This window comes from Anabaena lutea FACHB-196, from assembly GCF_014698305.1.
GTDB lineage: Bacteria > Cyanobacteriota > Cyanobacteriia > Cyanobacteriales > Nostocaceae > Anabaena > Anabaena lutea.
In genome coordinates this window covers 67,691-87,606 of sequence record NZ_JACJST010000001.1, presented here as the reverse complement: position 1 = coordinate 87,606, position 19,916 = coordinate 67,691, and the positions used below count along the sequence as shown (strand labels likewise).

Below are 19,916 nucleotides of genomic sequence, written 5' to 3'. Positions count from 1 at the left end.
AGCACTACGTGTATTTCAAAAATCAAATATTATTCCTATATCTGATTTTCAACTGTTGGTAAAATAGGTTGGAATTCAGCTTTATTGAGAGTCGCTAAATAAAGTTCAACATCAATATCAGGATAGCGATTGCGAATTAACCAATAAGCTCGATTTAAATAATCTGTATGTACTTGTAACTCTCGCTCTGGATCTTTGCTTAAATTAGAGTCAATCATCATTGCATAAGCTCCGCAATCTTGATGATCAATTACAATCACTTTCTGAATATGATGTAGTCGATAGGATATATCTAGCTGATCCCAAAATGCTTCAGCATCAGATGGGTGGGGAAAACCTGTTATGGCTAAGGAAGCACCTGCTAAAGCTGTCCAATCATACTCACCCCATAAATTTTTCTTGCTTAAAAAATAGCGTTCTGCTGTCATAAACCGAAAGTCAATACAACTAAGAACTAAAGCTTTTGTTTGACGAGTTGCGGCTCTAACAGGTGCTGCTGATTGTAAGATACTAAATGCTACTGCTCCGGGAAGGAGAGATTTGAGAAAATGGCGACGATTAGCCAAGGGATGGCAACAAAGACATTGATTTGCTGTTTTGTTCATGTTCTATTAATAATGTTATTTAGGAATAAGTGAAATTAAGCCTTGGCGACGGGAAGTCGCAGCTACACAAACAAAGTTCCTCCTAACAGTAGAGTCAGAGCCTCTGTGATAGCATTCCCAGTCTGGAGACTGGGAACGAGATAAATGTGATTTAGGAGTAGGGGTAAAGTGCAATGCTAAACCTCTAAAAAAGTGATTATAAACAATATTTAAAGTAACTAGGCTCACCGGATATCTTAGTATTTCTTTATCTTCAAAGTCTTGCAGATACTTTAGCACGGTTTCAATTTAGTGGGTGATATCTCGGTTTTAAATCTGTATCAATTGTACCATTAGTTAATGAAATTTCTGAGTTAACCTCAAACTAAGTTCATTGGTGATTGTAGACATTCCATTAAAAATCTTGTATTGGATTGGATAACTGATATGATCTATCCTTAATTTTTCTTAGCATTACTTAACGAAGTTCTAATTAAAAAAGATGAACATAAATTAAAAATAATGACTAACATCATATTTCGTAAAGTTTATTAGGCTAGATTGAGAGTATGCTTAATCTAACAAAAGCCTAGTTGCAATTTTAAGTAACTAAGTGCAAATAAACTTAAAGATTCATTAGTTTTTGGCTCATTGGTTAGTTTTAGTAGTACTAACTAAGGACTCATAACTAATGACTCATAGCGAAAGTTAATTTGTGCCTATTTACTGACTAGGTTGTAGAGCAAAGTTGAGAACATCCGTTCTGATGCTCAGTACTAGCAGCGAAACCCCAAGAAACCTTAAGAACAATTACGGAAGATGATAGAAAAAATTTTGCTGGCTGTCTCTGGACTGGGACACGCAGAAGAAATGCTCAAGACATTGAAAGAAATGCCTTCGATCCAATCTGCAAAAGTTACCGTTCTGCACGTTGTACCCCCACAAAGTACTGCGTCGGCAATGACGGATAAATGGGAAGAAGGTGGCAAGATTCTCGCTAATGCGATTCAGTCTTTGAACTTAGATCCTAGTCAGGTTTCTTCGATTTTGCGACAAGGTGATCCCAAAGATGTAGTTTGTCAAGTAGCTGAAGAAATGGATGCTGACTTGATTATCATGGGTTCACGAGGACTCAAGCGACTACAATCGATTTTATCGAACTCAGTCAGTCAGTATGTTTTTCAATTGTCTTCTCGTCCCATGTTGCTGGTTAAGGATGACATTTATGTCAAGAGAATTAAGCGCGTTATGGTGGCTATAGATAATTCTGAAGCAGCTACCAACTGCTTGAAGTTAGCTCTGTTTTTGTTGCGTGGTGTTACAGGTGGTCAGTTAGTTTTGGCTAATGTCAATACAGATTTAGGTGGCAAATTGTCAGGAATTACTGATATCAAGCCAGAAAAAAATTCAGTTTTGGGACTTGCAGTTGCAGAAGCTGAAAAACAAAATGTTGCAGTTCGTTGTGTAAGCAGTAGTGGCAAACCTGGGGAAGAAATTTGCCGTTTAGCTGAAGAACTGAATGTAGATTTATTATTGCTGGGTTCTCCAGATCGTCGTCCATCTATTGCTAAGAGTTTTGTGGATCTAGACAGACTTATTGGTGCTTCTTTGTCTGACTTTGTTCGAGTTAATGCGACTTGTCCTGTATTGTTAGCGCGGACGGTGGCATAAATAGGTAATTGGGGGCAAGATTTTCAGATCAAAGGATGAACAGGATAGATTTGAGAATGATGAAGATTGATCCTGTATCCCTGAGGAGAGTCTTAACCATTCATCTTAAGTTCTGATTGGTAATGGGGAAAAAGGTAATTGGTAATACTTGCTCCCATTACCAATCCACAATCCGAAATTCATATCGGTGGTTGATAAATAAAAACCCCAGCACTAAAAGTGTCAGGGTTTTTTCTTTTATTACTCAAGTATTAACTATCTTTTCCACCTTCACGGCTGGCAGTTTGGATGTAAAGAATTATTAAAAACACGGCAGGAACTAGAACGAACAAAATGCTCGCTACGAACCCCAACTCATTAACTTGCATGGCAAGATAGCCTCTCTTTGATTTCCAGTCAACAATTTTAGAATAGCATCATCGATGACAGGGTTTGCTCAAATTTTCTGTTTTGGTCAGTAGTTATTGGTTATTAGTCATTGGCTAGAATTCTGAACCGATCAACTGCTTACTTAAGGCTTGGTAACAACACTGACAGGCCCGTTAACTAGGGTTTGACAAGCAAGACGGTAATTATCGGGCTTTTTCTTGAATTTGCGGTTTTCTACATCGGTGCGCGGTGAGAGGTTCTCCAGTCCTTCGACTACCTCAACTACGCAAGTAGCACACTGTCCATTACCGTTACAATTCGTCACCTTAGCAAAGAATTTATAGATATCAATGCCATTTTCCATGGCTTTGATCCGGAGATTAGCACCATCGGCTGCCACTATTTCTTTATTTTCTTTGACAAATTTGATGTTTCCCATAGCTGATTCCTCGCTGAGTGTAAGTGTGGCTTGTGGCTTTGTGTTGATCAAGAGGGCGGAATTAAAAATTAACAATTAAAAATTAAAAAAGTAGATTAAACAGGCTTTTTCAGTATTTTTAATGGTTGCTTAACTTACGCCGTGTTGTACTAGTTAATTATAGTGATTTATTGCAAAATATTAATAAATATCAATTTTCGCTAAGATAATGGGGCAAAAAAATAGGACAGGTGTATGTTTCCTGTCCAGAAAATTAAGAATACATTGGTCTACCTGAAACCTACGGCTGCTTGCCAAACAAAAGCGAGCAACAAGAAGAATACAGGAATTACTGGGAGAACATCCACCAAGGGGTCGAAGATTTGGTAAGCTTCAGGCAGTTTTGCTAATAAAAGTGCTGCTTCCATGTTTGTTTAAATCCACCTAATCCAATACAGCTTTCATATTTGAGATGTATCTTAACATGGTTTGGTGATTGGCAATTGGGAATTGGTGATTGCTAATTAATTATTCTTTCCAATTTCCTAACTTCCTATCTTCCCATCTTCCTTAAGAGGATATCTGAAAACTTTTTCGTGTGGTATCTAACACTTGTAGATCCTCCTAAATCCTCCTTAAAAAGGAGGACTTTGAGTAATTTATCCCCCCTTGGAAAGGGGGGTGAGGGGGGATCTTGATCAATTCTGATACTTCTCAGACATCCTCTAAGCTTCTGTCTCCCCTACTTCTGGAGTTTTAAGCCAGTGACCAAAGTCCTCCAGGAAGCGATCGCTTAAAATTGATTCCCGAATCTTTTGGGTAAAGCGAATCAGTTCGGTGATGTTGTGAATACTCAACAAGGTATAGGCTAATATTTCTTGCGATCGCACTAAATGTGATATGTATGCACGACTAAAATTTTCACAAGCATAACAAGGGCAGGTTTCATCTAAGGGCGTAAAATCTTCACGAAACTTGGCATTTTTTAGATTCCAACGTTCACCGGATACTATAGCTGTTCCATGTCGCGCCCATCTGGTGGGAATCACACAGTCGAATAAATCGACACCACTAGCGATCGCAATGGCCATTTCTCGATAAGTACCCACACCCATCAAATAACGCGGCTTATCAATTGGTAACAACGGCGCTGTAGTTTGGACAATTTGCGCCATCAATTCCGTTGGTTCACCCACACTTACCCCACCAATGGCATATCCTGGCATATCTAGTTTTGCTAAAGCTTCCGCAGCCTGGACGCGCAAATCCAAATACACTCCCCCCTGGACAATGGGAAACAATGCTTGATCACTGCGTTTGTGGGCGACTATACAGCGTTCTAGCCAGCGATAAGTACGGTCTGTGGCGGCTTCTACTTCTTGACGAGTTGCGGGATAGGGAGGACATTCATCAAAAGCCATGATCACATCCGCCCCTAAAATATTCTGTATTTCAATAGAGCGTTCTGGGGTTAATTTAATCATCTGCCCATCATGAGGTGAGCGAAAAGTTACACCTTCTTCTGTAATTTTTCGCATTTCACTCAAACTGAAGACCTGGAAACCGCCAGAATCTGTGAGCATGGGGCCATGCCAGCCCATGAACTTATGTAGTCCACCGCCTCCTGCAACAATAGCTTCCCCTGGTTGGAGGTGCAAATGATAGGTATTAGATAAAACCATTTGCGCCCCTGTATCTTTGAGTTGAGCCGGGGTGATGGTTTTGACATTTGCCAGTGTTCCTACAGGCATAAATCGGGGAGTTTCGACTTCCCCATGAGGAGTGTAAAATACTCCGGCTCTGGCTTTGGTATGGCTACAGGTAGCTAGAGATTCAAAGGAAAAATTGGTCATTGGTTATTGGTCATTGGTCATTGGTTATTGGTTATTGGTCATTGGTTTTTATCCACACTAGGTACTCGGTACTCGATACTCAGTACTCGGTAATTAAGGGTTAAACCCTGCATTATACTACTGCCTTATTGGGTATATGATTTCTAAGTTAGAAGCAATCGGAACAGTCATCATCAAGTTCTGCATCCCATCTGGCTGATAGTACCTGCTCCATCATGGCTTCTAGGGCAACGACGTTAAAGTGGCGATCGCATCGTTCTTGCAAGGGTATGGATAGGGGAATCAAACGCAAGCAGATATTCTCTTGGATTAAATCAAAGCAGGTTTCTTGTTGCGGCGATTGTTTGAGTTCTAGATAGTCAAAACTATAAATATTCAGATACAGCGCTTTGTTAGCAACCAAAGTAGACCTTTGCTGACTGGTGAATACTTCCATCACATCCCCTTCACCCTCGCTGAGTAGCTTGTTGTCTTGGGTGTAAATGTAGCGGACTCGACCTAAATCAGTCAGTAATCGTCGGATATCGAGCTTATTGACAATAATGCCAGTATTGACAATGCATGGGGCTGGTATCCTGGTGTCGGGTAGATGATGACTCATAGAGAAATAGCTATTTCGGGATGGTGAGTGACAACACAGCTAAAAAGTCAATCGCGTAGCTTTTTGACTCCCTACATTTCCAAAATATCAAGTTTGTAGGGCGATCGTCCATTAAAGAATCGAAAAGCAAACCATCCCTGAGCAATTTGTGGCTTTTGCTACCGCCGAGATGTTTGTATTAATTGGTACTTTTTGGGTTGAATAATGATTAAATCAGCATAACAGACTTTTTTTCATGAGTCCGTTAATTAACCTTTGATTAATTATGATGAGAATGTTGCAGTGGTGCAAACAGCAACTGTTACAGTTGGTTGCAAGTATAATATTTTATAGTGCTATTCCTTTGCCCTATATCAAAGACCTAGAATTCAAGCAGGTAGCCTGTTTTGCTCCTGTTGTGGGGTTGATGATTGGCGGAATTTTAGGTTTATTGGATACAGCAATTAGTTATCTAAATATTTCAGTATTAACTCGTAGTGCCTTAGTAGTCTGTGTTTGGATTGCAATTACGGGGGGGCTACATTTAGATGGAGCAATGGATACAGCGGATGGATTAGCGGTGACAGATCCAGAAAAAAGATTGCAGGTGATGGTAGATAGTGCTACAGGTGCGTTTGGGGCGATGGCTGCGATCGCTATCTTACTATTGAAAACGGCTGCGTTGAGTGATTTGTCAGAAAACCGCTATTTAGCGTTGATTGCGGCTTGTGGGTGGGGACGTTGGGGACAACAAGTTGCGATCGCTTTTTATCCTTATTTAAAACCTACAGGTAAGGGTGCATTTCATAAACAAGCGATTCGTTCTTATCAGGATGTGTTACCAAGCTTTTTTTTGCTGCTGGGTTTGAGTGGTTTGGTTTGGTTAATTAATCCCCAGAATTTAGCTTTGGCTATGGGGATGATGATGATTGGAACTGTGATTTCTAGTTCAACAGCAGCTTGGTTTAATCATAAGTTAGGTGGACATACAGGAGATACTTATGGTGCAGTTGTTGAGTGGACTGAAGCTTTATTTTTGTGCGTACTTACTAGTTTTTATTGATATTTCCAAAATAGTCATATAGTCATATTGTATAAGTGAGTAATTGGTAGTAATTGTTAGCTTTTCAGTTACTACTAATTCCCTCGGTGGTTCGTCCGCTCATCTCAGAATAAAATTTCAACATTGCTTGGTATGAAAATTCTGAAGATAGGGAAGGTGAGGTTTCAATCCCTAATAGGGAGTAAATGAAATTTCAACTGAAGATGCCACATCTCCCTTTCCAGTAATTTTACAGAAAAGGTTTCAATCCCTAATAGGGAGTAAATGAAATTTCAACAAGAAGGTCGAAAATTAGAGCTAGAGCGGATGCATAGTTTCAATCCCTAATAGGGAGTAAATGAAATTTCAACACTTGGCTGTATTCACATACGACCAAGGACTTACGTTTCAATCCCTAATAGGGAGTAAATGAAATTTCAACCATTCAGGATTCTTATGCCGCGAGAGAATCACTGTTTCAATCCCTAATAGGGAGTAAATGAAATTTCAACAGGAGTAGAAGTCATCCCAAGCTTCATCGATGATATCGTCGTTTCAATCCCTAATAGGGAGTAAATGAAATTTCAACCTCATTTTCCGAGATTTCGGAATCGTTTCCAGATTCTTGGTTTCAATCCCTAATAGGGAGTAAATGAAATTTCAACTAGGGTTTAGCGATTTAGTCAAAATCTAACTTCAGCAGTTTCAATCCCTAATAGGGAGTAAATGAAATTTCAACTTTAATTTATTTCTGGAATAATTTATTTATTCCCGTTTCAATCCCTAATAGGGAGTAAATGAAATTTCAACTAATTAGATAATCTAACTATTAAGTACTGACATGGCTGGTTTCAATCCCTAATAGGGAGTAAATGAAATTTCAACTTCACAGATGAATAGCCAACGAGATAAATCATCGATTACTGTTTCAATCCCTAATAGGGAGTAAATGAAATTTCAACTTTCCTCTTGATGAAATAGTGGATATCAATATCCAAAAAGTTTCAATCCCTAATAGGGAGTAAATGAAATTTCAACAAAACGTAATACAAAATCGTTATACGTTTAGAGATAGTTTCAATCCCTAATAGGGAGTAAATGAAATTTCAACATGCCGTGGCTATCACGTCTTCCTGAAAATAAGCGTTTCAATCCCTAATAGGGAGTAAATGAAATTTCAACATAGTACATCTAATGCAACAATCATCACCTACATAGTTTCAATCCCTAATAGGGAGTAAATGAAATTTCAACAAGCGATCGCTATTAATGCGGTCGTTTTTAAATTCCGTTTCAATCCCTAATAGGGAGTAAATGAAATTTCAACAGGCGATCGCTTATTGAGTACTCATAAGTTTTCGGGGTTTCAATCCCTAATAGGGAGTAAATGAAATTTCAACTTGCTAATCGTATTAAGCAAGCAAGAAAAGAAGCTGTTTCAATCCCTAATAGGGAGTAAATGAAATTTCAACTAGGTCTAACTTTAGGATTAAGAATTGTATTAATTAGTTTCAATCCCTAATAGGGAGTAAATGAAATTTCAACGAATAGTTCCAATAGCAGTGTTGTTATGTGTCATGTTTCAATCCCTAATAGGGAGTAAATGAAATTTCAACCAATTCGGGACAATTTTCATTTATTGAAGTTTTGGTAAACGTTTCAATCCCTAATAGGGAGTAAATGAAATTTCAACTTCTAATGCTTTAGTTACCATTCTTGTAGTGTTAGCGTGCGTTTCAATCCCTAATAGGGAGTAAATGAAATTTCAACCTGCGCTCAATACTTTGTCGTGCCGAACGTCAGTTTCAATCCCTAATAGGGAGTAAATGAAATTTCAACAAGCTGTTAAGGATGGCATCAAAGAAGGTCAGTCCGTTTCAATCCCTAATAGGGAGTAAATGAAATTTCAACGGGATGGGTGGGCGATCGCTCAGATCAGGAATTAGTTTCAATCCCTAATAGGGAGTAAATGAAATTTCAACTTGGTTTTTAATTGGGCAAGAGAAAGATACTGCGTTTCAATCCCTAATAGGGGGTAAATGAAATTTCAACTTCTCATCCATTAGTAGAAGCAACTAAGCCTTTTAGGTTTCAATCCCTAATAGGGAGTAAATGAAATTTCAACTTTTTGTTCAACGCGTCTATTAATGCCTTGCTGGTTTCAATCCCTAATAGGGAGTAAATGAAATTTCAACTCTGCCCTATACTCAAAAAATTTAGATTCGGAAGCTTTCAATCCCTAATAGGGAGTAAATGAAATTTCAACTTTCACTGTGCTTAACTGAAACGCCGATTATTTCTTTCAATCCCTAATAGGGAGTAAATGAAATTTCAACTTAAAAAGAGTCGGCTCTTTACCAGCATCCGTGCCTGACCTTTCAATCCCTAATAGGGAGTAAATGAAATTTCAACTTTAGACGCTGGAACGCCTGATGAAAGAATAAACCTTTCAATCCCTAATAGGGAGTAAATGAAATTTCAACCAGGATTTGGTGGAGATACTGAATTACAAATACTAGAGACTTTCAATCCCTAATAGGGAGTAAATGAAATTTCAACCATTACTCGAAAGAGGAAAAAATAGAAATGCAACTTTCAATCCCTAATAGGGAGTAAATGAAATTTCAACCTACAGCCTCTGATTTAGTCATCTTGCTATCGCTTTCCCTTTCAATCCCTAATAGGGAGTAAATGAAATTTCAACAGTATTCAACTGATAAAGCAAGTCTTAACGAATTACTTTCAATCCCTAATAGGGAGTAAATGAAATTTCAACTAAAAGGTTTGGCGAATTAACCAAGAAATCTTATCTTTCAATCCCTAATAGGGAGTAAATGAAATTTCAACTACAAAGTAATCCAAACCTTGCTCTATTTCATCAGCACTTTCAATCCCTAATAGGGAGTAAATGAAATTTCAACTGCGGATTACAAGTCTGCAACCGAAGAAGCCAAAGCCTTTCAATCCCTAATAGGGAGTAAATGAAATTTCAACTTAACGTTATTTTTACTATCCATCTCTCTTTTTTCCTTTCAATCCCTAATAGGGAGTAAATGAAATTTCAACTCCTTTTGCTGACTTGTAGCCGTTAGCAGGTACTCTTTCAATCCCTAATAGGGAGTAAATGAAATTTCAACGCGAGCCAAATAGCTAAAGTCCCTTTTTCCAAGTCTTTCAATCCCTAATAGGGAGTAAATGAAATTTCAACATTACCATACCTACCAAACCCCGGCTTTCTACCAGCTTTCAATCCCTAATAGGGAGTAAATGAAATTTCAACCGTTAACAGACAGTTAGTTAGAAAATAAGGCATTAACTTTCAATCCCTAATAGGGAGTAAATGAAATTTCAACTTATGCCGAATCTGGTAGAATTTCATATTTTAAAGGTGAAAACTTTCAATCCCTAATAGGGAGTAAATGAAATTTCAACAGGCGATCGCTTATTGAGTACTCATAAGTTTTCGGGCTTTCAATCCCTAATAGGGAGTAAATGAAATTTCAACTTGCGGTAAATATTCAGAATACATCTGGTTTTGATAGCGACTTTCAATCCCTAATAGGGAGTAAATGAAATTTCAACGTAAATCTCTCACTTCTGAAATCAAATTTCTTAGCGCTTTCAATCCCTAATAGGGAGTAAATGAAATTTCAACTCCCAATTTCTTATTCTTGCGATCAATCAAGCGTTTCACTTTCAATCCCTAATAGGGAGTAAATGAAATTTCAACCAGGGCGAGTTGTGCAGTAAGAGCTTACACTATCCTTTCAATCCCTAATAGGGAGTAAATGAAATTTCAACGTTTTGGAAAATTTTCGGGTAGCAATTGCAACTTTCAATCCCTAATAGGGAGTAAATGAAATTTCAACTCTGAGTTGCGCGTTGGGCGCACTATTGGCGGTCTTTCAATCCCTAATAGGGAGTAAATGAAATTTCAACTACAGTATTTATAAATTACAAAAGAAGAGTTTATCCTTTCAATCCCTAATAGGGAGTAAATGAAATTTCAACTTCTTTTACGCTCCTCCCAAGATTGAGCGTCTAGATAAACTTTCAATCCCTAATAGGGAGTAAATGAAATTTCAACTTGAAGTATAATTATTAAAGTTTTTGGAGGCGATCGCTAATCTTTCAATCCCTAATAGGGAGTAAATGAAATTTCAACCTTCTCCAATATCTCTAATATAGTCAATAGGAATTGGGTACTTTCAATCCCTAATAGGGAGTAAATGAAATTTCAACAAGCGATCGCTCCTATCTGTTCTAAATTCATGGCTAACTTTCAATCCCTAATAGGGAGTAAATGAAATTTCAACTTCAATGGCGGGTCAAACGCCTGAAACATATTAACCTCATGTCTTTCAATCCCTAATAGGGAGTAAATGAAATTTCAACGGAATAATCCTGAATTTGGTTTGGATTTAAAACTCCTTTCAATCCCTAATAGGGAGTAAATGAAATTTCAACCTCAAAGTATTTGATGTCCGGCGTGGGAGACTCGTACTTTCAATCCCTAATAGGGAGTAAATGAAATTTCAACTGGATAAATGGGAGAAGTATTTGAATAGTAGGTGAGATTTTGCTTTCAATCCCTAATAGGGAGTAAATGAAATTTCAACTTTGATGCCAAATGCTTTTAAAAGAGCGTTGCCAGCATCCTCTTTCAATCCCTAATAGGGAGTAAATGAAATTTCAACTGGCGTTAGGGGAATTTCTGTAGGATATAGAAGCACTTTCAATCCCTAATAGGGAGTAAATGAAATTTCAACGTCTTTCCCACCTATTCTTGGCATCATCAATATAGTCTTTCAATCCCTAATAGGGAGTAAATGAAATTTCAACTGCGGCAGCCCGAAAGCCTATATATATGTAGTTTTCAAGGTTCGTTTGCGCGAGCGCTCTCATCATAGTCCATTTCAGGAATCGTGTCAAGAGTGAAAAACGCTGAAAGCCTTACTGTGTAAGGTGCGCGAGGGGTCGGGGTAGAAAAAAGCGAGCAAAGCCTTATGTAGAAATGGTTTCAGGCGTTTTTTGAGAAACCGGATTTTTTACACCCACCCCCTCGCGCATTAAGCGAAGAAAATCGTCGTATCGAGGGGTTGTTCACCACCAATTCGTTCCACCTTACCAAAACAGCAAGCACAGAGGAAATAAAAGCGAATGCTATCAGTATCCGGCTTAATCAGCTTATTGAGGCGCGATCGCAGTTTAGCATACTGAGTCTCAGTCAACTGACATTCAAAAATACTATACTGCACCCATTGTCCATAAGACTTGAGGATATTATGGATTTTAGTACGGCGTTTATCCTCAGAAATATCGTAAGAAACAACAACATTCATAAATAATTTAGAAGTCAGGAGTTAGGATTAGTAGGGGTTTAGCAGTGCTAAACCCCTACTTTTTTCTTCTTGCTAATAGCTACTTCAAAACCAACGGTGGATACTTATCAGTTTCACCCATTAAGTATTTAGCAAGTAATCTAGCTTGCCACTCAAAAGCTTCTCGATAAGTACATTTACGACTCATAACCGGATGTTTAAACACCGATTGCTTTTTCTTTTCGTACAGTGTCAAAAAGGTTTTACGTCCTTCGGGAGTCAGGGAAACAGCATTGCTTAAAGGTTCAGTAACGAAATCCACTGGTGTCAATAATTTGTTATTCAAAATAGATAAAACCACCGAGTCAACCACCAAAGGCCGAAACTCCTCCATTAAATCTAGAGGTAAAGAAGGTCTATTATAGCGATCAAAATGCAAGTATCCTAAATATGGATCAAACCCCACAATATTCACAGCCCCTTGCAAATCATGACGCAACAAAGAATAACCAAAACTCAATAACGAGTTTACCGGATCTGTTGCTGGACGACGCACACGCTTAGTAAAAGTAAATTCCGCGTTACGAATCAACTGATTAAAACAACCAAAATAGGCTCCACTCCCCGCACCTTCCAACCCACGCAAAGAATTAATATTATGAGTTGAATCAATGGGAGCAATTGTTTGTTCAATGCGAGTAATATATTTAGACAAATCAACATCAGAATCCCGTTGACAACGCATCAAAAGTTGACGGTAATTTTTCAACTTCCCCCTCACAAAACCTTGTACCGCATGAATAGATTGGGGAGACTCACCCGCAGCTTGCCATTGTGCCTTCCGAATGAAAATATTACCAGTCATTTCTGGTTCTAAACGTCCCAAATAATGACCCATTTCATCAATAAAAGACAACGGAATATGACGATTCATTAACTCAAAAACAACAGCAGGTGAAACAGTTGCACGTCCCAAAACCACCACATCTTTAAGATGAATGAACGGGATATCCTGAAGTGTTTTCTTTTCAAACTTCACATGAATTCGTTCATCAACCTTACCAATAAAAGAATCATTTTGTGTAACGTAAAGAGTCCCCATAATTAATCCTCAATTTGTAGTTATTTCTCGTTCCCAGACTCCGGCTGGGAATGCAGCTAAAAGGCTCCGCCTCACTTAAAAACTAATCAATTTACCTCTTTATAACGCCCAACCTTCTCAACAGCTTGAGGCAAACATCGAGAATAAAGACTACAACCATCGCAGCGTTTTGTTTTCACAGGTTTTGGCATAGCACCCGTAAACAACATCATTTGCACAGATTCAATAGTTGCAATGGTATTTGCTCGTAATTCCGGCGTAATTTCCACTAACTTACGTTGATGTGTTTGAGCATAATAGATATAACCAGAATTGATATTTTTTCCAGTCATTTCCTCCAAACACAAAGCCTGAGCGCAAACTTGTAACTCATCATTATCCCATTCTCCTTTACGTCCGCGTTTATATTCAATTGGATAAAATTCGCCATTTTCAAATTCAATTAAATCAGATTTACCAATCAGTTGATATTGGTCAGACTTCAGATAAATTGCCCGTATCTGCCAAGTTTCCTCACGATTTACTTCCCCCACAGCGTGAACTCGTTCATGTAAACTTGTGCCTTCAATAGTGTATTGATTATCAATGAATTCACCAGCACAATGAATCCGCCAACAACGATGAGGACAATAAGAATATTGATTTAAAGAAGCGATATTAACGTAATCATCAGCAGAGGTGACAGTTGGCAGCATAAAATATTCACAATTCTCTTTTTAAGACAATAAAAAACAATTCATCTGTAGGTTGGGTTAAGCGACAGCGCAACCCAACAAAAACATTGATTAATAATGTGATGATGTTGGGTTTCCTTGCGTCAACCCAACCTACAATTTTCTTCTCACCATTCCCATACCCATTGTTGTTTTCCTCCCAATACCTGCATATAAAGCAAAATTAGCTAATGCGTTAATTTGTTTAATTCCTATTGTTTCCACATTGCCAAGAATGCGATAACTAATTTCACCTAAACAACCAATGAATTTATTTTCATAGTTGCTAATAACCTCAGTTCTGATATTGAAAGCACTAGGATAAACTGACTCAAAAGAAATATCAGCTAATTCAATACCACTATATTTATTCCACCGATTCAACAAACTATTAAAAACAGATTCTCTTGTTGGTAAAACGTTATCAAAACCACCTTGACGAAAGGCTACAGGTGTAGAAAAAATGAAATTAATTATCCGTTCTTTCTCACTTGCTTGTTCATATAATTGGGGATATGTGCAAACATTAGCCCAAGGTTGGGTAGATTGGGGTGTACCTTGAATGCTGGTAATAAATAAATTAGCTGAACCCAAATGCCAAGGATGTTCCGGGTTAAGATTCAACCATAAAGGTGTGAGTTGACTAAATAAATTGTCATCTAATAAAGATATTCGCCACCAACAACAAGTACCTGCGGAAATAGGATTTTGATGGGCATATTGCAAGATGAGAGATTGAATTTTATGTTTGCTTTGTATCTGTAATGGTGAGAGAGTAAAGGCTTTATCGGCGTTTGATTCGTGGAGGTAATCTCCTAATTTTCTATCCACAGAACTCACCAGATTCAGGAATAAGGCGTGGTAATGTCTGCCAGTGAGGAAATTGGGGTAGATAGGAGATTGGGGGATGATGTTGAGGATGAGACTATGGGGCATAGATTAATGATGAGGAATTTTTCAAAGCCCCCCTTTTTAAGGGGGTTGGGGGGATCTAAAATTTTAAGCCTTAAATCTGTATTGCATTTGTTTGGGAAGTTTTACATTTTTGATATCATCAAAAACATAATATTCCCCTTGCATTTGCACATTTTGAATGAGGCTAACTGGAGGCATATTTACCACATCATAGCTAATGACTTGATTAGTAAACATGACATCTAATGGATTTAAAGGATGAGTACAGGTGAATAAATCAGTTTTGGTTTTTGGTTGTGGTAGTTTTTCAACTGTAATTTCTGCTTTACTCATCCATTTACCTAAACGAATCCATTTAGGTAATTTGATGTCTTTTTGAGCAATTAGAAAAAACTCAAATTGACTTTCCGGTGCAATTTCTTTTGCTCGTCCAAAACTAGGAATATTCTTTTGGGTTTTCTCCATTTCTACATGGTAGTTATTATTTGCATACTTCCATGTATTGAGAATAGCAGCATGATTTACAGAACGAGCCGGAGTTATATAGATTCCTTGTTGATTTAAAGGAGTTAAATGTGCTTCATATTTTGGCACTTGTTCGGGGCAGAAATAGCGATAGGAATGTTCTTCAGCAACGGTTGTTGAGTAGATAGAACTATCAACTAAACCAAGTGCGTAACAGAGGGCATAATTATGAATTATTGGCTCTGTTTCGTATAGTCTGCCAATTTCACGGGTGGCAAAATATAGGCTGTCGTGTAGTTCTAATTGACAACGGTAGATAATAGTCATGGCTGTTATTTAGCCTTAGCAGCAGTTTTCTTTTTGCTGATATGTTTACTAGCATACTCTTTAGCTTCTGCGTCAGCTTTTTGCAAAATTGATTTAATTCCAACCTCGTTATTTGTGAGGGATTTAACTTCATTCAACAGGGGTACAAAAACATCACCAATAAAGTCTGTATGCACAATAAACTCATCAGCCATTAAATTCTCAATTGCACTTTTCGCAGCAGCAATTACATCATCTTCATCTAAAGGATCTGGTGATTTGAGGGTATTATTAGCCTTCATTTGATCATATATTGCTTGAGTCCAACGCAGGTTACTGGTAATTTCTCCATCAGCAAATACAACACCAATTAACTCATTTCTAATTCTACCTGTGCGAGTTGTTTGTGCGCCATAGTGACGAGTTCTCAGGATGTTATTAAAAACATAAAGGAAATTAGCTTCTGTGGGATCTTTTAAGGTGACAATACTAGGGAAGAAAACCTGTGGTCTGATGTGGTCTTGTTGGTTAATTCTGCTAGTAACTTCACCTGGTTTAGAACCATCTTCACCTTTAGAAGCCATTGTTCCATTTTCATAGGGTGCATTGAGGGTAAAGGTTTCATGAGATTCATCAAAAGCTGTAATAGAAAATGCAGTATCTACAACAACTTTTGATTTTTCAGAACCAGAGTCTCCAATAGCAAAACCGTAAATAATACAATCAGGATTATCCATTGCAAAAGATACGTTATATTCACATTCTTCTGCTGTCATAAATTCGTATTTGCGTAATAATTCTCTACCAACTAATCTTTCTGGTGTTGATTGTTTACGCTTGAACATGGAAAGACGGCTAATGGTGTTTTTGTCTTTGACTCCAGCCCTTACCCTTGCTTTGTTTAGTTCGCTATCTGTTTGGAATAACGGATAAGATTCGGTAACGCGAATGGTGAGGAAATGGACATATTTTCCCATTGGTTTGTAGGGAATTTGAGATTGAAATAATTTAGCATCAACAGTTTTTAAGAGTGCCATGATTTTTCTCTGAAATTAGGTTGTTTGATGTAGTAACTTTCTCGTTATTTTCTCGTTCCCATACTCTGTATGGGAATGGATTCTTGAAGGCTCTGCCTTCTGTGAAATAAGGTAGAGTCAGAGACTCTGTTTAGGCATTCCCAGTCAGAGACTGGGAACGAGAGCAACGAGATGAGACGCAGTTTGATTATTCATTTTCATCACCTTCAGATTTAGTTTTTTCTGCATTTTCTTTGTCATCTTCTAAGCGATAAAGAAATTCACAGGTATCTCGAATCAGGTTTAATTGACGACCTGCTAAACGTGCGCGATCGCTCTTAAAACAACCCTCAAAAACATCCACTACAAAATAGTTTGCAAACTCTAAAACTGCTTGTCTTTCTTCCTCCCTTTTATTTATAATCCAGCGTCCTTCCGCAGTAGAAGAATGTACCCGATCCATGAGTTTAAAAATCTCTGCCGCTACGGCTGAAGTTAACACTTCTCCACCAAACATACATAAATCTGCTTTGAGAATAATATCCGCAGCAATATCAATGGGTTTTAAAACAGCATTAGCTTTAGGATTAAACCTTTTATTTGCCCGATAAAAACGGCGATATAATTCCGTTAATTTTTTAGGATGATTCAAGGTTGATATTTCTCTCACAATTAATTTCTCCTTAGTAGAATCAAATTTTGCATAAGGGTCAAAACAAGGGTAAAAATGATAGGTGTAAAGTTTGATTTTTTCAATTCTGGCTGTTTCCACTCCTTGGTTACGCACCCATTTATTGAGATAAGCAAAGACATAAAGAGGACTGGTTTCAAAATCCTTAGCTAACTCTGTAAATTTCCCCCAGTTAGCATCATAACCAGTCTTACCTTGTCTAGCATTCACATCTAAATGAATAGCATAAGCAGCAGTTAAAACATTTAAAGGTGCAGGATATTGAATACCGTACTCTTCCCAACCTTCAAGAATATAATCAAGTCGAAATCTATCTCTTTTTACCAAAGTCCGAAAAGCATGAGGCGCACTATCAAGAAATACGGTTTCTTCAAATTCTGCACCATCATTAAATGGAGGAATAGGAGACTCAGAAACTACAGTTTTGACATCTAAAATCATTGGGAAAGCAAACGCTAACCAACTCGGCATTACCCACGATTCGGTATCAGTGCTGTCTCTTCCTGGTGGTAAAGCCATAAAGTAAAAAGTTAACGGTTGATCTTCAGGATAGGAAAGTTTAAATGTGCGGTCTTTTTCACTATCTAAATTTTCATCAATTAAGAAACTATCTACACTTTGATAATTTTCTTTACCTAAATCAACTTGTAAATCTTTACTGATGAAATGATTACGAATGCTCGTGTCAAACCGAGTTTGAGCAATATTTGTGTAGGCTTTTTGTAAAAACTTATTAGTTTCTGGTGTGAAGTAATAAGTTGGGTAAAAATAGAGATAGCGATATTTACCATCTTCAAATCTTTTACCTACAGCTTGAGTTTGATTCATCAATATTTGTCTGAGCATCATTTCCACCCCCGCAATACTGGAAATGTTGCGTTTAGCGTTAGAACCTCCTAACATTTGTTTATTTGTATAAACTTGAGGGGTAAATAAAACTGCTGATTCCATTTGCTCAGTTACAGTGTATGCAGAATGAGAAATTGAGCAAATTAATTGTTTACCTCTTCCTGGTTTTTTAGCCGTATTGTAGTTAGTTAATTCATTGAGAAAATTATCAACTTCACTTGTTGCAGATGTTTCTTGCTTGGTAGTAGGTAACATCACAACTCTTGATACCCACAATCTTAAATCATCCCAACCATCAGGTAATTGATAATGTGCCAGAATTGGAGAAATTAAATCTGTCAAATAATAAATTACTTGTTGACAATTTTCGCGGACATCTTCAATACCTGGATGTTTTTCCAGATATTTAGCCGCTAGATAATACCATTCATAAGGTACACCTCCTGTATTACCTTTGAGTTTCTGTTCTTTCAAACTTTCATTAATGCGTTGAATTTCTCGAACCTGGGGTAAATATTCTGTTAAATTCCAAAATTCAGCAACTTTGTGAGTTAAATCAAAATCTGGAACTTGTGGAAGTTTTTTATCTTTCTTGCGTGCGGTTTCAATTTTATCAACGGTTTCTTCCCAAATTTTGCGAGTAATTAAATCTCCAAATTCGGCAATTTGATCAATGCGAATACTATCATCAAAGTTAAAATCATAATCAGCAGATAAAACATTCTGTTTTTGGAACTTAACTAAATTTTCACTGCGACTTTTAGCAACAGATGCTTTATTAGTATTGAGAATGCGTAAAGTAGCATCTAACGCAACTTGCATTAAACCTAGAGACTCGAAAAATAGGTTGTAATATTCAGCATATTTCATCCCTTTTCCATCTCTACCAAATCCCGTTTGTCTCAGTTTTAATTGACCTGCACAAAGGGATTTAATCTTATTAACTACCAAATCTGGTAATGTTTCTGGAGAGATAGGAGGAGCATCACGCAACGCTAGATAAATTACCCCTGTTGGTAGATATAACAAAGGTTGATAATATCTATTTTCTTCAGTATTTAAGTTAGTGTGAGCTTCAATTACAGCATTATTAACAACGTTGGTTAAAACACCTCTATTTTCGGAAATGTGATGATAGGTGAATTTTAATTTACCATCACTGAGACTATGGAGAATTTCATTTAATGCCCTATTTTCTGCATCTTGAGGATGTTTGATAATTGAAGAAAGTAAATCAGCTAAACGAGTTAAATCACATAAACTGCGAATAGTGCGATCTTTCAGAACAGGATTTAACCCAAATTCCGAGAAGTTCCAGTTAGTATCCCAGCGAATTTGTGCATTATAAGCCATACACAATAAATCATCAATATATTCGTGATAAACTTCGGGATTTTCTGGATTGATAAATTTATCAAGTCCTAATTGTTGAATTTTTTCATCAATGATTTTTTTATGTTCATCTAAAGGTAGTTTGCGACAGTCTTCAGGTGCATCTGGGAATTTTTCAAAGTCATGTAAAATAAACCCAGCGATTACTAAACGTCGTTCTTTATCTTTGACGACTCGTTTAACTGTAGTATCCAGTTTTTCTAATCTTTGCTCAATTAAATTAGCTGGAAATAATCCATTAAGCAAGTGAGTATTTAAAGATTGATCAGCAGCATTATCACGTCTAACTTTGGTTTTTCCTTCTGTTGCTCGTTTTTCGTCTATTTCATCAAAGAATTTACCACCTTTCGCAGTGACACCAATAGCTATTTTTAGCAGATTTGGTAAGACATATTCTCCAAAATCTGCCATTACTTGATCGTTGGGATTTTGTGCGGAAATTGCTTCTCTTAATAGCTTGAGTGTGAGTAATTGTCCTTTGGCTTCAATAGTTCTATCACCATCACTATCAAAACCAAAATCACCCGATAACCAATCATCATCTGAGGTTTCAGAATTTGAATTATTCTCTATTTCTAAAAGTGATAGTTGTTGATGTTCATTTGTATCTTTACTTTTTTTAGCCATTG

The 19,916-nt window shown here is 37.3% G+C and carries 15 protein-coding genes and 1 CRISPR repeat array; of the genes, 2 read left to right on the top strand and 13 right to left on the bottom strand.

Going from position 1 to position 19,916, the window contains the following annotated elements:
• Positions 1-35 precede the first annotated feature (35 nt).
• Entirely contained in the window at positions 36-605 is a 570-nt protein-coding gene (locus tag H6G59_RS00420) for a carbonic anhydrase (protein WP_190711205.1), read from the bottom strand.
• Between the two features lie 798 nt (positions 606-1,403).
• Here H6G59_RS00420 and H6G59_RS00415 point away from each other — a divergent pair.
• Entirely contained in the window at positions 1,404-2,255 is an 852-nt protein-coding gene (locus H6G59_RS00415; RefSeq protein WP_190711204.1) for a universal stress protein, read from the top strand.
• Positions 2,256-2,506: 251 nt separating this feature from the next.
• On the opposite strand, the gene psbM is transcribed toward H6G59_RS00415, so the two are convergent.
• From psbM to H6G59_RS00390, 5 genes are all read right to left on the bottom strand, one after another.
• Positions 2,507-2,623, bottom strand: a complete 117-nt coding sequence (psbM, locus tag H6G59_RS00410) for a photosystem II reaction center protein PsbM (RefSeq protein ID WP_083389570.1) — start codon at positions 2,621-2,623, stop codon at positions 2,507-2,509.
• Positions 2,624-2,766: 143 nt separating this feature from the next.
• Positions 2,767-3,063 (bottom strand): 2Fe-2S iron-sulfur cluster-binding protein, encoded by a 297-nt coding sequence (locus H6G59_RS00405; RefSeq protein ID WP_190711203.1) that lies wholly within the window; start codon positions 3,061-3,063, stop codon positions 2,767-2,769.
• 269 nt (positions 3,064-3,332) lie between these two features.
• Positions 3,333-3,470 carry a photosystem II reaction center protein K gene (locus tag H6G59_RS00400; protein ID WP_006195022.1) on the bottom strand — a complete coding sequence of 46 codons (138 nt, stop codon included), beginning with the start codon at positions 3,468-3,470 and terminating at the stop codon, positions 3,333-3,335.
• A 297-nt stretch (positions 3,471-3,767) separates the two neighbouring features.
• Positions 3,768-4,895 (bottom strand): tRNA guanosine(34) transglycosylase Tgt, encoded by a 1,128-nt coding sequence (gene tgt / locus H6G59_RS00395; RefSeq protein WP_190711202.1) that lies wholly within the window; start codon positions 4,893-4,895, stop codon positions 3,768-3,770.
• A 148-nt stretch (positions 4,896-5,043) separates the two neighbouring features.
• Positions 5,044-5,496 (bottom strand): hypothetical protein, encoded by a 453-nt coding sequence (locus H6G59_RS00390; RefSeq protein WP_190711201.1) that lies wholly within the window; start codon positions 5,494-5,496, stop codon positions 5,044-5,046.
• 265 nt (positions 5,497-5,761) lie between these two features.
• Between H6G59_RS00390 and cobS the strand changes: the two genes are divergently transcribed.
• Entirely contained in the window at positions 5,762-6,538 is a 777-nt protein-coding gene (cobS, locus tag H6G59_RS00385) for an adenosylcobinamide-GDP ribazoletransferase (protein WP_190711200.1), read from the top strand.
• Positions 6,539-6,699: 161 nt separating this feature from the next.
• Positions 6,700-11,359: a CRISPR direct-repeat array (repeat unit 37 nt; unit sequence CTTTCAATCCCTAATAGGGAGTAAATGAAATTTCAAC).
• A gap of 227 nt (positions 11,360-11,586) precedes the next feature.
• Here cobS and cas2 read toward each other — a convergent pair.
• The 7 genes from cas2 to cas10d all read right to left on the bottom strand — a co-directional run bounded on the left by cas2 (position 11,587) and on the right by cas10d (position 19,914).
• Positions 11,587-11,859: a CRISPR-associated endonuclease Cas2 gene (gene cas2, locus H6G59_RS00380; RefSeq protein ID WP_190711199.1), complete on the bottom strand. Its 273-nt coding sequence runs from the start codon at positions 11,857-11,859 to the stop codon at positions 11,587-11,589.
• 79 nt (positions 11,860-11,938) lie between these two features.
• Entirely contained in the window at positions 11,939-12,940 is a 1,002-nt protein-coding gene (gene cas1d, locus H6G59_RS00375) for a type I-D CRISPR-associated endonuclease Cas1d (RefSeq protein ID WP_190711198.1), read from the bottom strand.
• Positions 12,941-13,026: 86 nt separating this feature from the next.
• Positions 13,027-13,635, bottom strand: a complete 609-nt coding sequence (gene cas4 / locus H6G59_RS00370; RefSeq protein WP_190711197.1) for a CRISPR-associated protein Cas4 — start codon at positions 13,633-13,635, stop codon at positions 13,027-13,029.
• Between the two features lie 132 nt (positions 13,636-13,767).
• The gene (gene cas6, locus H6G59_RS00365; protein ID WP_190711196.1) at positions 13,768-14,589 is read right to left on the bottom strand and encodes a CRISPR-associated endoribonuclease Cas6; all 822 of its coding nucleotides are present in this window, start codon (positions 14,587-14,589) and stop codon (positions 13,768-13,770) included.
• Positions 14,590-14,652: 63 nt separating this feature from the next.
• The gene (cas5d, locus tag H6G59_RS00360) at positions 14,653-15,360 is read right to left on the bottom strand and encodes a type I-D CRISPR-associated protein Cas5/Csc1 (protein ID WP_190711195.1); all 708 of its coding nucleotides are present in this window, start codon (positions 15,358-15,360) and stop codon (positions 14,653-14,655) included.
• Between the two features lie 5 nt (positions 15,361-15,365).
• Positions 15,366-16,376: a type I-D CRISPR-associated protein Cas7/Csc2 gene (gene cas7d / locus H6G59_RS00355; RefSeq protein ID WP_190711194.1), complete on the bottom strand. Its 1,011-nt coding sequence runs from the start codon at positions 16,374-16,376 to the stop codon at positions 15,366-15,368.
• Positions 16,377-16,563: 187 nt separating this feature from the next.
• Complete coding sequence (gene cas10d / locus H6G59_RS00350) at positions 16,564-19,914, bottom strand: type I-D CRISPR-associated protein Cas10d/Csc3 (protein WP_190711193.1); 3,351 nt, start codon at positions 19,912-19,914, stop codon at positions 16,564-16,566.
• Positions 19,915-19,916 lie beyond the last annotated feature (2 nt).

What these genes read in the sequence shown, in the direction of transcription:
- H6G59_RS00420 (WP_190711205.1), bottom strand. Translation starts at nt 605, where the DNA reads ATGAACAAAACAGCAAATCAATGTCTTTGTTGCCATCCCTTGGCTAAT.
- H6G59_RS00415 (WP_190711204.1), top strand. Translation starts at nt 1,404, where the DNA reads ATGATAGAAAAAATTTTGCTGGCTGTCTCTGGACTGGGACACGCAGAA.
- psbM (WP_083389570.1), bottom strand. Translation starts at nt 2,623, where the DNA reads ATGCAAGTTAATGAGTTGGGGTTCGTAGCGAGCATTTTGTTCGTTCTA.
- H6G59_RS00405 (WP_190711203.1), bottom strand. Translation starts at nt 3,063, where the DNA reads ATGGGAAACATCAAATTTGTCAAAGAAAATAAAGAAATAGTGGCAGCC.
- H6G59_RS00400 (WP_006195022.1), bottom strand. Translation starts at nt 3,470, where the DNA reads ATGGAAGCAGCACTTTTATTAGCAAAACTGCCTGAAGCTTACCAAATC.
- tgt (WP_190711202.1), bottom strand. Translation starts at nt 4,895, where the DNA reads ATGACCAATTTTTCCTTTGAATCTCTAGCTACCTGTAGCCATACCAAA.
- H6G59_RS00390 (WP_190711201.1), bottom strand. Translation starts at nt 5,496, where the DNA reads ATGAGTCATCATCTACCCGACACCAGGATACCAGCCCCATGCATTGTC.
- cobS (WP_190711200.1), top strand. Translation starts at nt 5,762, where the DNA reads ATGATGAGAATGTTGCAGTGGTGCAAACAGCAACTGTTACAGTTGGTT.
- cas2 (WP_190711199.1), bottom strand. Translation starts at nt 11,859, where the DNA reads ATGAATGTTGTTGTTTCTTACGATATTTCTGAGGATAAACGCCGTACT.
- cas1d (WP_190711198.1), bottom strand. Translation starts at nt 12,940, where the DNA reads ATGGGGACTCTTTACGTTACACAAAATGATTCTTTTATTGGTAAGGTT.
- cas4 (WP_190711197.1), bottom strand. Translation starts at nt 13,635, where the DNA reads ATGCTGCCAACTGTCACCTCTGCTGATGATTACGTTAATATCGCTTCT.
- cas6 (WP_190711196.1), bottom strand. Translation starts at nt 14,589, where the DNA reads ATGCCCCATAGTCTCATCCTCAACATCATCCCCCAATCTCCTATCTAC.
- cas5d (WP_190711195.1), bottom strand. Translation starts at nt 15,360, where the DNA reads ATGACTATTATCTACCGTTGTCAATTAGAACTACACGACAGCCTATAT.
- cas7d (WP_190711194.1), bottom strand. Translation starts at nt 16,376, where the DNA reads ATGGCACTCTTAAAAACTGTTGATGCTAAATTATTTCAATCTCAAATT.
- cas10d (WP_190711193.1), bottom strand. Translation starts at nt 19,914, where the DNA reads ATGGCTAAAAAAAGTAAAGATACAAATGAACATCAACAACTATCACTT.